Source organism: Sphingobacterium sp. LRF_L2, from assembly GCF_965644235.1.
In the GTDB taxonomy this organism is placed as follows: domain Bacteria; phylum Bacteroidota; class Bacteroidia; order Sphingobacteriales; family Sphingobacteriaceae; genus Sphingobacterium.
In genome coordinates this window covers 38,203-50,883 of record NZ_CBFFRI010000009.1, presented here as the reverse complement: position 1 = coordinate 50,883, position 12,681 = coordinate 38,203, and the positions used below count along the sequence as shown (strand labels likewise).

Sequence of the window (12,681 nt, the reverse complement as noted above, 5' to 3'; positions counted from 1 at the left end):
TGAATGTACAAATATAACGCTGTTCAGGCTGTAAAGTTGCCTGGCCAACCACCTTTAACAGAACTTTAACAGCAGACAAATAAAAAAGCCCGCATCACTGCAGGCTCCAGAACGAAATAAACTATATATATTTATTTACCGGGATAGCCGGTTACTACCTTGCTCACTTTCCAGCCTTCTGCACTTTGGTTCAAGGTGATGTAATCCACCCTAGTGAAGTTTTCAAACTTCATCGTAGCTTTTGCCACACAGGCCTGACCGCTCTGGTCCAGGATCTCGTAAGTGGTCTCGCAGTCGAACTTCACCCCCTTGTGTGCCTTCAGGAAGTTGGTGTACTGCTTTTTGTTGAAACTGTCCCCGTTAGCGGTGTTGCTGTATTCAAAATCATCGGCGAATAGAAATTTGTTCAGGTCAACAGTTCCCACCGTAGTGGCTTCCAGGTAAGTTGTCACGATCTTGTCCGATTCCACATTCTTAAGCGGATTTGCATTTTCAGCAGCAAAAGCACTGAAAGAAGTGATCATGATGAATGCTGCAGCGATGGTTGTTAAAGTCTTTTTCATGGTAGTAATTTTTGTTTTAAATATTTTAAATGTCTCTGTTTCTTATTTGATATCTCAAAGGTAGGGCAGAAGTGGGAGGAGCCGAACAGCAATTAGATGTATGTACGTATAATCTCGGTAAAGGCGGTAGAAAAATCGGTGAAGTAATCGGATACTTTTTAAGAAAGTCCGAAATAGAAGATACAGTCGTCTAAAGAAAAGACATACATTGACGTGCAAAATAAAAAATCCTGAAGCGGGGAGCCTCAGGATTTTTACTAACTAACCAATTATTAACCTAAATTATGAATACTAATACATATTCAAACGCTGTGCCATACCGATCTATAAACCTCCATTTAACGATATTTAACATAAGATAGATCATCTTTACTCAGCAGAATGGCATGTCGCCAAAAACTGTCATGTGGCTCGTTTTTACATGATGTCAGTCTTTTGCTTCACTCTGACAAAAACTCTTGTTTTTTGTCTGCTTTTCTGTCAGTAGCCAACTCAAAATCTCCAAAAGCCATGTCTTACGACAGGCTAGCCAACAGACATTTTCGCCGAAGCCGTCCATAAGTACTCCGGGAGCGGTTCTTCCAATCTCCATGTAATCAACATCGGTTTATAGCGTTAGTCTAAGGGTACAGCAATCTGAAGAATTTTTGAATAATATGCCGAGTATTTAATAATTTATATCTTTGTTCTCAGTATGGCTACACCTGATCCAGTTTACCTTTTTCGCATGGTGCATTGGCAGAATATCGAATATATTTTGACTCATGGTCTATGCTGTAAAAATCATGAAAATGTCGATCCTAATTACATTAGTATTGGGCATCAACAATTGATTGTAGATCGTGAGGATTATGTCATTCCTATTAATGGCTATGGCACCCTAGGTGAATATATTCCGTTCTATTTCTGGGGGCATTCCCCAATGTTATTTATGATAGCTAATGGACATCGAGGTGTACAGCGTTATCCACAGGAAGATATTGTATTTATTATTGTTGACAGTGCTCATATTATAAGCGATGGTTTCCAATATGTTTTTACTGATCGGCATGCTAAAGTAAAATTGGCAAATTTTTCTACAAATCCAAGTGATTTACATAGACTCAGATGGGATGTTATTAGGGCTAAGGATTGGAGCAACACAGAGGACGATTTTCAGCGAAGAGACTTTAAGCAGGCTGAGTTTTTAGTAAAGAGTCACATTCCTGTTCGTTACATCGATAAGATTGTTGTGAAAAACGAAACCAAAAAAATAGAAATAGAAGATATTGTCCGTAACTTAGGGCTAGATGTACCGGTTGTTGTAGCAGTTGAGGGTAGATTATATTATTAGGTATGATAAAGTTTTTGAAAGGGGATTTATTACAGTCAGATGCCGAGGCATTAGTAAATACCGTCAATACTGTAGGTGTGATGGGTAAAGGAATTGCTTTACAATTCAAGAACAAATATCCACATAATTATAAAGTCTATAAGGAGGCTTGTAAAAAAGGTGAATTGAAAGTTGGAGAAGTTTTAGTTGTCAAAGATGGTGATATATTATGTGAAAAATACATTATCAATTTTCCAACCAAAGAACATTGGCGATCACCTTCAGAGCTATCCTATATTCAGGAAGGACTTAAAGCTTTAGAAAAATCCATCAAAGAATACAATATTACAAGTATAGCTTTACCACCTTTAGGGTGTGGGAATGGAGGCCTTGATTGGAATGTTGTCAAACCAATGATTATTGATGCTTTAGGAGATATTGAGATTGATATTTATATTTACGAACCGAATTTAGAAATCAAAAATATACTCCAATCTGAGAAAAAGACAAAAAATGCAAAATTGACTCCTGGTAAAGCCATGCTTTTGTACTTGATGTTTCATTACGAATCAGTCGGAGATATCAGTAGTTTATTTTCTGCAAATAAGTTGGCGTACTTTTTACAGGAAAGCGGAGAGAATTTGAAGTTAAACTTTCAAGCTCATCATTATGGACCATATGCCGTACAGTTGAATCATGTTTTATACAGTATTAATGGTATTTATCTTAAGGGATTGGAACAGAATGAAGCAAAGGCTTTTGAACCACTTTTTCTTAATTATGAAAAATATCAAGAGGTGGAGGTGTATGTACATAGTCAACTTGAACAGCAGCAGCGAGATCGTCTAAAGTCAGTTTTAGCATTGATCAAAGGGTTTGAATCAACGTATGCATTGGAGCTGTTGGCATCAGTGGACTTTTCTAGTAAGCAGGAAGGTGTAAAAACGGTTGAAGATATCAAAAACCATATTAAAAAATGGAATCAAAGAAAATCTAATCTCTTCAAGGCCGAGCATATAGAATTAGCATATACACACTTGAAGGATTATCAGTACACTTTGAATTTCTAAAATTTCAATACACTAGAGCGACTATTGTAAATATTTTATCTGTGAAAATGACATGTTTTGCGATATGTTCGTATTTCACAAGGTTTCCCTTTTTTATCTTTACTTCTGCAAGGATGTCCCCATTTGTGTATAATACATTGTTGGTCATTGTTTAAATTTACAAAGCTTACGTTATAGGAGATAGCAGAACTCACATAATTGAAAAAAAATCCTGAGGCGGGGCGCCACAGGATTTTTTACTAACTAACCAATTATTAACCTAAATTATGAATGTACAAATATAACGCTGTTCAGGCTGTAAAGTTGCCTTGCCAACCACCTTTAACAGAACTTTAACAGCAGACAAATAAAAAAGCCCGCATCACTGCAGGCTCCAGAACGAAATAAACTATATATTATTTACCGGGATAGCCGGTTACTACCTTGCTCACTTTCCAACCTTCTGCACTTTGATTCAAGGTGATGTAATCCACCCGGGTGAAGTTTGCAAACTTCATTGTCGCTTTTGCCACACAAGCCTGACCGCTCTGGTCCAGGATCTCGTAAGTGGTCTCGCAGTCGAACTTTACACCCTTATGTGCCTTCAAGAAGTTGGTGTACTGCTTTTTGTTGAAGCTGTCCCCGTTAGCGGTGTTGCTGTATTCAAAATCATCAGCGAAGAGAAATTTGTTCAGGTCAACAGTTCCCAGCGTAGTGGCTTCCAGGTAAGTTGTCACGATCTTGTCCGATTCCACATTCTTAAGCGGGTTTGAGTTTTCAGCAGCAAAAGCACTGAAAGAAGTGATCATGATGAATGCTGCAGCGATGGTTGTTAAAGTCTTTTTCATGGTAGTAGTTTTTTTATGTTTTTAAATATTTTAAATGTCTCTGTTTCTTATTTGATATCTCAAAGGTAGGGCAGAAGCGGGAGGAGCCGAACAGCAATTAGATGTATGTACGTATAATCTCGGTAAAGGCGGCGGAAAAATCGGTGAAGTGTGTTGATCTCATTGGAAAGATGTGCTATAATCCTATCTTGTCAATGTTTTGAAATATTCATAACATACGCTATCTTGTCGTATAAATTAGCCAAAAGAAATTGTGAGAAAATCAGCTTCGTCCTACATCTTATCAGTATTACAGAAGATTTCTTTACTTTGTTTGATTTTTGGCTGTAAGGTATCACCTAGCTTCTCGCAAAATCAAATTTTAATCGGAGATTCCGTCAGCTACGAAAGGTTTATACCTTTGATCAAGCACTTTAAGTTAACGTCATTGCAAGACACTTTTAGGGGAGAACTATTTCGTTACGGGGACCAGAATCAAATCATAGAGTTGGTGAAAACTGATGTAAAAACAGAGGCTCGCCTTGTTAATTACATCCATCATTATAAGCGTAAAAATTATAAATCCAATCTAGTATACAGCAAAATCAATCTAAGTATCAAAGATGTCGAAATGCTGGAATATTTGCTGCATAAATATCGGATAGATACACTTCCATCGCAAAAGGATATCAAAACATGGCAGAGAGGAGCCGACGGTGCAACCTATACATTTGAATTTAGCAATTCAAAACAAACAAAAATTGCATCATATTGGTCGCCAGAATCACAACACTCGGCAGAAGCTCAGCAGCTGCGTGATTTCATTAATCAGTTGGATGATTCTCTAGGTTTAACCTCACATTTCGATCAATTTAAACAATCTTTACCGCATAAAGGATGTTATCTTATAGGAAATATGATGACGATATGCTACCATCGCTCCCCATTATACATCGGATATTCTGCGACGAACACAAGCCCAATAGGGTATTCTTTGTCAAAAGGTTTTCCGGTGTTCCAAAACAAAAATTATCTTATGCTCCATGCACATCATCGATTTTCAAAACAGCAGAAGAATTATGATATCCTTTTAGAAGCCCATCTTTCTAAATTACTACTAAAGCAAAAAACAGTTGATTTTCTTGCCACTGGCTATAGAAAGAGAAAGTTAGAAATAGATTCAGGTACAGTACATGCGCAAAATTTGCAGCTCATGTACGGAGTGAGTTATAAAAAAATAACTCTAGGACTAGGAGCCGACCATCTTACTGTAGCTTTAGATAAAATACTTGGAGTAAGAATACATGGCACTTATCAGCCCTGGAAGTTCTTAAATGTTTATGGAAAAACATCCATATTTAATTCTAGAACAGATTATGAGTTGGGGATGAATATCTATCCAAACATCAATAATTTTTTCGTAAAAAACATAGCTATAGAGTTGTTCACAGAACGCTTCCTTAAACAGCAACAATATGGAGTAGGATTGACTTTCGGGCTATAGCCATTGTATATCATAACTATGCAAGTTTACATATCAAAAAAAATCCTAAGGCGGGGAGCCACAGGATTTTTTACTAACTAACCAATTATTAACCTAAATTATGAATGTACAAATATAACGCTGTTCAGGCTGTAAAGTTGCCTGGCCAACCACCTTTAACAGAACTTTAACAGCAGACAAATAAAAAAGCCCGCATCACTGCAGGCTCCAGAACGAAATAAACTATATATATTTATTTACCGGGATAGCCGGTTACTACCTTGCTCACTTTCCAGCCTTCCGCACTTTGGTTCAAGGTGATGTAATCCACCCGGGTGAAGTTTGCAAACTTCATCGTAGCTTTCGCCACACAGGCCTGGCCGCTCTGATCCAGGATCTCGTAAGTGGTCTCGCAGTCGAACTTCACCCCCTTATGTGCCTTCAGGAAGTTGGTGTACTGCTTTTTGTTGAAGCTGTCCCCGTTAGCGGTGTTGCTGTATTCAAAATCATCAGCGAATAGAAATTTGTTCAGTTCAACAGTTCCCAGCGTAGTGGCTTCCAGGTAAGTTGTCACGATCTTGTCCGATTCCACATTCTTAAGCGGGTTTGCGTTTTCAGCAGCAAAAGCACTGAAAGAAGAGATCATGATGAATGCTGCGGCGATGGTTGTTAAAGTCTTTTTCATGGTAGTAGTTTTTTATGTTTTTAAATATCTCTGTTTCTTATTTGATATCTCAAAGGTAGGGCAGAAGCGGGAGGAGCCGAACAGCAATTAGATGTATGTACGTATAATCTCGGTAAAGGCGGCGGAAAAATCGGTGAAGTATGCGGATACTTTTTAAGAAGTCTGGAATAGTAGATGCAGCCGTCTAAAGAAAAGACATACATTGAAGTGCAAAATAAAAAATCCTGAAGCGGGGAGCCTCAGGATTTTTACTAACTAACCAATTATTAACCTAAATTATGAATACTAGTACATATTCAAAGGCTGTGCCATACCGATCAACAAACCTCCATTTAACGCTTTTTAACATGGCATAGACCATGTTTACTCAGCTGAATGGCATGCCGTCAAAACTGCCAAGCCTAGCGTTTTTACAATATGTCAGTCTTTTGCTTCACTCTGACAAAAATTCATGTTTTTTGTCAGCTTTTCTGTCAGTAATAAAAAAAACAGAATGAAAATGGCAGTCTATTGCTAAATGGATATTTAAAATGTGAAATCTTTTAATTACTTTTTTTATAACAAATAAAATTGTAATTTAATATTTATTAACCTTATATAGAGTAAATACAGCAATTATTATGTTACAACAGAAGTTACTTACCGATAATGCAACTTTATCTGACGCTGCTATTGGATTTTATGCTTTGGAAAATAACTATGCGATTTCCCAAAGTATCTTGCCTAATTGGTTAAAATTTATAGAAAATTCAGTTCTCTATGATAAGATGGTTGTTGATAACAATGTATTTGTAGGGAATAATTGGGCACAAAAGCTATTAAATGATTTCAATAATGTAGAGGGAATAGATTTGGATTCCGATACTCGAAAAAAAATTAATCAAAATGCCGATAAGAAGATTTCTGAATTGGACAATCTAGAATTTTCTGATATTCGAAATAATCAAGTAAGAAGCAATATTAAACGGTTGCTCTTCTATCTTGGTGTTTCTAACGAAATAAGCTCAACTTATAGCCCTTCTGCTTTTCGAAATGAACTTTTTAAAAGTTTGTCAGGTATTGAAGGTGTTGAAAATGAAGATAATAGAGTTGTTTTGCGACTTCTTGAGAATGTTGTGAAATCCGCGAATAAATACGTGGAAAATGTCGAAAAGGAAAGTGGAATTAAGATGGCCTTGGCACAACTTCCTCCCATTGCAAGTTTTGTATTAGACACAGCAACTAAATGTGGTAGCTGGACCGAAGCGATATCTTTAATTAGAGAAAAACGCATTCTACAACATTTTAGAGAGTGGTCTGCAGAAATTACCGATGCACTTTTGAGAGGAGACACCAAAGCAATTGATCGATTGGCGAAACTAAATAATTTTATACGTGGGTGGGGCGATAACGAAAAAGGGATAGCTATTGGAGGTAAGATTTCTCTAGCTTTTCAAGTATTTGGTATTTCGTTCGAGTCATCCTCCTTAAATTTCTCAGTTCCTAATCCTTTTGTAAAAAAGCATGTAGTGTTTTTAAATGATACTTTTCATTCTTTACTCGCTGCAGAGAAAAATTGGGGAAATATGAAACAAATTAAGATATAGTTTTTTATCATCCTTTTTTTTAACTACCGAATTATTAACCAATATTTGAAATATACAGATACAACATTATTCAAATTGGGGGGCTCACATACCGTTAAAAGAATCTTAATAATCGGGTAAGAAAAGGATTTTGAAAGTTGTCATCCCGCCGTTCGGAAGAGTCTGTCGTTGGTAGATCTCTCCTTGCGTAGCATGACAAATAACGATAATGTTTGCGATCTGAGGGGTAAGAAAAATCTAACCTCTACATCCCATTGTGATATCGTATACAAAAAGAAAGCCTGCAAAAATGCAGGCTTTAAAGTCACAGATGCTATAGGTGTTTTTTTTAGTATTCGGACCTTTGCTAAAATATCCGGTCTATACCATTTTACTTTTTTAACCTAGTCTAAACGAGGATCTAAATCGGCAGATAATAAAATGCTCTTAGATACATAGTTTGTTGCTGTACCACAGTTAGTTACTGCTTTTGCATACAAGGTTGTCTGTGCAGAATAACCTGCTGGCATGTTGCTTGTCGTGCTTAGCTTTACTGTATTGGCTGAAGTTTTTGTTATTGTAACGTAAGGATTAGAGCAACTCCAAAGATAATCCAAATTACCATTCAAAGGAATCGAATAAGTTAACGATTCTCCCTTTTTTAAATTAGCGTTTCCGGTTATGGTGCCGACAGTATATGCTCCAATCTCGATAGTCTTTGTATATTGTTTTCCATTCGCTTTCGAACTGAATGTAATTATACCCGAATTCGTTCCTATACGTGAAATTTTATACTCGCCATTTCCTAATGAAGCCACTGTTGCAATTCCGTTACCTTCAAACGTTAAGCCTTCGGTATAGTTTACTTTGTAGGTTTCCTCTGTACAGATTTTATCTGGCCCCTGTATATCATAGAAGGATCTACCATATGTCGTTCTAATAGATTCTTGAGAGTATTTGAAGGCTGACCATGTACCATCTATTTGTTCTGTATATTTCAATTTGACGATTCCTATTTTGGAATTAGGTTGTAATGTGATCGTTGCGTCAAGAATTTTGCTACCTACTGATGTGCCTGTAAAATCGGCATTTGAGATTTGTATGGTATCGCTTACTGCATATTCAGCTCCTAAGATATCAATTATAAATATAGCTTTGGCGACTAGTGTTTTACTTGTAGCGTCGGCATAACGCCCTATTGAGTATTTTATTGGTACGTTATCTGCTATACTGGTATTGTAAACTTTAATATCCCCTTCTTCTAAATATTGGCTATTTACTCCGATGTTAACCGAACTAATTATATTATTAAATTGAGCTATGCTTTTTGAATATGAAAAAAAAGTAAAGCAAAGTAAAAATAAAAAGTGCTTTTGTCTTGACATAATTATTTTAATTGAAGGTAGAAGATTGCATCAATTTCAAAATTAGAATCCTTCAAGAAGAAGGTTTGTTTTTCGCTATCATATACTATACTATCTGATTGAACTTGTGTATATAGTGAAAGTTTGTTAAGCACAGAATCTTTTAAATATTCTTTGCCATTTTTAAGAAGAACCTTCTCCGGAAGATTTTCATTCACAGGTTTGTCATCTTTACTGCATGAGATGAGGAGAAGCCCTAAAGAGACTGTAATTAATAAGTGTTTTATTTTCATAATTGAATAATTTTAATTCTCTAATATATTATTTTTTATGTAATTTGTAAATGTTTTTTGATTTTTTAACATGAAAGATTTAATACTTATCTATCAATAATGAATTTCTGTAATTTTAGTATAGTGAGATGGCCGTAAAGCTAGTGTTTAATAGGTGAGTGCGGATCAATTTGGTTAATTCATAGAGACTTTTAGGTGTTCCTTCAAAAATATTGTTGTGCAAATCCTATATTCTTTTTTTTAAAATCAACTATTGAAGTGTTACTCCCTTTTTTATCTATTTGATTGTTTGAAAGTGTGTTGTAAATCAGATGATTACTAGATTTATTTTTCGCTATAGTGAAAAAATATTTTAATTATTAAATCATATTATGTAATTTAATACAGTGTTTCTACGTCAAAGATTACAGATCGAATCATTGCTGCAGAATATGATTTATTAGCCATTTATTATTGTTTTACACCATATTATTAATACTCGTATGAAAGTAGTTTCCCTAGTTTTTATACTTCTATTTTTTACCGTACTGCACGCCCAAGATTATGGAAGTCGGCACCAATTAGGCTTTAATTTGGGACTACAGGTGGGGATGCGACAAGAAACCGGGTACATGTTGAAAGTTTTTGGTAATTGTGGATATGGCTACGAAATGAATGGTCTGTTTCCCAATGTCCATGTCGGTACCGCTTTAAACTTGAAAACGCTATCTACAAGACAGGAAAAGAAAAATCAGAAGAGATACAAATCAAATCATTCCTTCGAGTTTATCTTAGGCGCAGCAAATGCTTTCCGGTTTGGTCCATGGAACAGCAGATCCACGTGGACAAAAGATGCGTATCTCGGGCAGCCCTATTATCTCTATGCAAATCTTAACCAATCCCCATTAATGCATCCCTTCCATAGCAGTTTTTCAATGGGCACAGAGCTCATTTATCTGAACGATGATAAAGGATTCAAACATCAGCGCGTTGGATTTTTAGATATAAAGATTTATCGCGCCCAACTATATTACCAAAATGATGGAGCAGGCCCTTTCGAATGGTTCGGGAAAGCATTGATCGAAGGAGAAGAAGACCGCTTCTATACAAGCAGCATGTTAATATCTTATCATTTAGCTAACAACAATTTTGGCCATGTCAATACCTTATCACTCAGTTTCAATAAGTTTACCGGTGACTATGATAGGGCTTACAAAGTCGCATCCAGTTTAAGGAATAATACCGTCGATTACAAAGATGTTGATCAATATGCATATAATCTGAGCTTTGTCGGGTTTGGTGTTAAATTCAATGATTTTGCAGAAATATCGATTAGAAAATATAATTCTAACGATCGTTTAGATCCTCAAAACCTAATCCATTATGGCGGTAATATGCCTTATCACATCAATAGTACAATGGAGCATTGGGGCATGGACTTGCAAAGATCGATAGGCGTTTTATCCAATGTCAGAAAAAAATAAATACTGCTGTCTATGAAAACAAAGCAACATCTATCGGTATCCTTTTCGATTCTCCTCATATTCATCGTTGTGTCCTCCTGTACCAAAAAGTTTTCAGATGTAAACCGCGTGCTAAACACAAAAGCTCTGGATACAATTGATCTAACGCAATATGACGTCTACACTAAACATGAGTATTTCAACTTTAACACTTTTTCCCGAACCGACCAAAGAGATCTCACGAATCGACTCAACGAACGTTTGGGAATCAACTATTTGCTTGTCAAAAAAAGCGATACTTTCCCAAAAGATGTCGTTCTTATATCCCCTATAAAATATTATTCAAGATATAAGAAGAATGTTTTTAGAAGCCGAAGATGCGGATTTTCTGCTTTTTCCAGATCCTACTTTGAAAATCAAAATTTGATTGATGTAAGATTTTTTAACCTTTTCCGTCGCGGTCACTATACTTCAGAAGGCAAAGTTAAATTTGCGCCGAGAAGTTATTGGACTACAAGTGCTAACTTGCAAGACGATGAGATTAAAGTCGATAGTGTAACCTTATCAAATCATGACGTGGTGGCTGTAATTGATTTTCTCCAGTTTGATCAAATTTACAAGAAATTAGATGCCCCATTTTGGATCTTTTCAAAATTAGGAGATGGTTCTGTGAATCTTCAGCCAATAAAACCTATTATGTTGGTCCGAAAGCATAAAAAAGCAGATGATATTTATTTCGAAAAAGATAGTATATATATAGGGAGTAGGTATATAAAATTCAGAAATAGGGGCAAGTAATATTTCAATTGTAGATAGAGCAGATACATAATCATCTAACTTATGGCAAAATTTAATTTACATAACGATCTAAAAAAAAATAATGAATAAGCTTATTCTTATAGGAAACGGATTTGATCTAGCTCACGGTCTTAAGACCGATTACAATTCGTTTGTTACTTGGTTTATCACAAAATGTTTTAGTGAAGCTATAAATAATTTAAAACCTACGTGTCAGCATATTTTAGAAATGACGTTGGATAATATTCCTACAAGCGTCAATCCATGTTCATTTGATGGTGTTGAGGATCTTGTCGAAGGTCTCTTGTTAGGTAAAATTGACCTGAGGCAGGAAGGTATGGCAATAAAGTTGAAAGATGATTTCTACACTATTAGAGGAGTAATAAAGTCTTCTTTACTGAGGGATCTATTAATTAATTACCGTGAATATAATTGGGTAGATATAGAAAATAATTTTTATGCCAAGCTCAAGGAAGTTCTAAACCAAAGGCATGCCTATTTAACAGGGGATCGAGGGACTCTTTCTGTCAAAGAACGTCGAAAATTGCTTCAATGTTTAAATTGTGAGTTAGATGATTTGAAGAACCAACTTTCGTTGTATCTGATAGAAGTATCACGAGGTGCTAAAGTTAACCTTGATTTTGCAGAATATATAGAGGAGGATATCAATCCAAATGCCATTTTAGAAAAACATCATTTTGTTTATGAGCCTCTATATAGAATTACTACCAAGGCGGTGAAAATTTTAGATTTTAATTATACAGGCTTGGTGAGGAAGTTGAAATCTAAAATCAATATTGGATTTATACACATACATGGATCTCTTGAAAATGAAAAGAATCCCTTAATTTTCGGTTATGGAGATGAGATTGATGAGTCCTATCATGAAATGGAGAAAACCAATATTAATGATTACTTTAAGCATATTAAATCGTTTGGTTATTTTCGTACAGACAATTATTCGAAACTTGTGAATTTTATTTCTTCAGAACCATTTATCATCTACATATGGGGGCACTCATGTGGACTATCAGATCGTACGCTGCTCAATATGATCTTCGAGCATGATAATTGTGCTGGCATTAAGGTGTTTTATCATCAACAAGAGCGTGGAAGAGATAACTTTGAAGAGATTACGCAGAATATCGCTCGCCATTTTAAGGACAAGGTTAAGATGCGTAATCGAGTATTTAATAAAACCTATTGTGCTGCTTTGCCTCAGAGTTAGTCTTTAGACAGGAAAGTAGAGTAATTTCCTTCGTTTAAAAGTTGGACTATAGTTTCTTCCTTGCTTCATGTG

At 35.7% G+C, this 12,681-nt stretch carries 12 protein-coding genes; 7 read left to right on the top strand and 5 right to left on the bottom strand.

Annotated features, from left to right (window positions below):
• Positions 1-131: 131 nt before the first annotated feature.
• Positions 132-563: a nuclear transport factor 2 family protein gene (locus ACSZOX_RS17750; RefSeq protein ID WP_437921526.1), complete on the bottom strand. Its 432-nt coding sequence runs from the start codon at positions 561-563 to the stop codon at positions 132-134.
• Positions 564-1,257: 694 nt separating this feature from the next.
• Between ACSZOX_RS17750 and darT the strand changes: the two genes are divergently transcribed.
• Both darT and darG read left to right on the top strand, forming a co-directional pair.
• Positions 1,258-1,896, top strand: a complete 639-nt coding sequence (gene darT / locus ACSZOX_RS17745; protein WP_437921525.1) for a type II toxin-antitoxin system toxin DNA ADP-ribosyl transferase DarT — start codon at positions 1,258-1,260, stop codon at positions 1,894-1,896.
• A 2-nt stretch (positions 1,897-1,898) separates the two neighbouring features.
• Complete coding sequence (gene darG, locus ACSZOX_RS17740; RefSeq protein WP_437921524.1) at positions 1,899-2,945, top strand: type II toxin-antitoxin system antitoxin DNA ADP-ribosyl glycohydrolase DarG; 1,047 nt, start codon at positions 1,899-1,901, stop codon at positions 2,943-2,945.
• A 395-nt stretch (positions 2,946-3,340) separates the two neighbouring features.
• Here the strand turns inward: darG and ACSZOX_RS17735 are convergent, their stop codons facing one another.
• Positions 3,341-3,772: a nuclear transport factor 2 family protein gene (locus tag ACSZOX_RS17735; protein WP_437921523.1), complete on the bottom strand. Its 432-nt coding sequence runs from the start codon at positions 3,770-3,772 to the stop codon at positions 3,341-3,343.
• 253 nt (positions 3,773-4,025) lie between these two features.
• On the opposite strand from ACSZOX_RS17735, the gene ACSZOX_RS17730 reads away from it, so the two are divergent.
• Positions 4,026-5,255, top strand: a complete 1,230-nt coding sequence (locus tag ACSZOX_RS17730) for a hypothetical protein (RefSeq protein ID WP_437921522.1) — start codon at positions 4,026-4,028, stop codon at positions 5,253-5,255.
• Positions 5,256-5,487: 232 nt separating this feature from the next.
• Here ACSZOX_RS17730 and ACSZOX_RS17725 read toward each other — a convergent pair whose 3' ends face one another.
• Complete coding sequence (locus ACSZOX_RS17725) at positions 5,488-5,919, bottom strand: nuclear transport factor 2 family protein (RefSeq protein ID WP_437921521.1); 432 nt, start codon at positions 5,917-5,919, stop codon at positions 5,488-5,490.
• A gap of 620 nt (positions 5,920-6,539) precedes the next feature.
• On the opposite strand from ACSZOX_RS17725, the gene ACSZOX_RS17720 reads away from it, so the two are divergent.
• Positions 6,540-7,505 carry a hypothetical protein gene (locus ACSZOX_RS17720; protein WP_437921520.1) on the top strand — a complete coding sequence of 322 codons (966 nt, stop codon included), beginning with the start codon at positions 6,540-6,542 and terminating at the stop codon, positions 7,503-7,505.
• A 383-nt stretch (positions 7,506-7,888) separates the two neighbouring features.
• Here ACSZOX_RS17720 and ACSZOX_RS17715 read toward each other — a convergent pair whose 3' ends face one another.
• Positions 7,889-8,869 carry a hypothetical protein gene (locus ACSZOX_RS17715; protein ID WP_437921519.1) on the bottom strand — a complete coding sequence of 327 codons (981 nt, stop codon included), beginning with the start codon at positions 8,867-8,869 and terminating at the stop codon, positions 7,889-7,891.
• Between the two features lie 2 nt (positions 8,870-8,871).
• The gene (locus ACSZOX_RS17710; RefSeq protein ID WP_437921518.1) at positions 8,872-9,141 is read right to left on the bottom strand and encodes a hypothetical protein; all 270 of its coding nucleotides are present in this window, start codon (positions 9,139-9,141) and stop codon (positions 8,872-8,874) included.
• A gap of 482 nt (positions 9,142-9,623) precedes the next feature.
• On the opposite strand from ACSZOX_RS17710, the gene ACSZOX_RS17705 reads away from it, so the two are divergent.
• The 3 genes from ACSZOX_RS17705 (at position 9,624) to ACSZOX_RS17695 (ending at position 12,609) form a co-directional block, all read left to right on the top strand.
• Positions 9,624-10,604 (top strand): hypothetical protein, encoded by a 981-nt coding sequence (locus ACSZOX_RS17705; protein ID WP_437921517.1) that lies wholly within the window; start codon positions 9,624-9,626, stop codon positions 10,602-10,604.
• A gap of 12 nt (positions 10,605-10,616) precedes the next feature.
• Entirely contained in the window at positions 10,617-11,381 is a 765-nt protein-coding gene (locus ACSZOX_RS17700; RefSeq protein WP_437921516.1) for a hypothetical protein, read from the top strand.
• Between the two features lie 82 nt (positions 11,382-11,463).
• Entirely contained in the window at positions 11,464-12,609 is a 1,146-nt protein-coding gene (locus ACSZOX_RS17695; RefSeq protein ID WP_437921515.1) for an AbiH family protein, read from the top strand.
• Positions 12,610-12,681 lie beyond the last annotated feature (72 nt).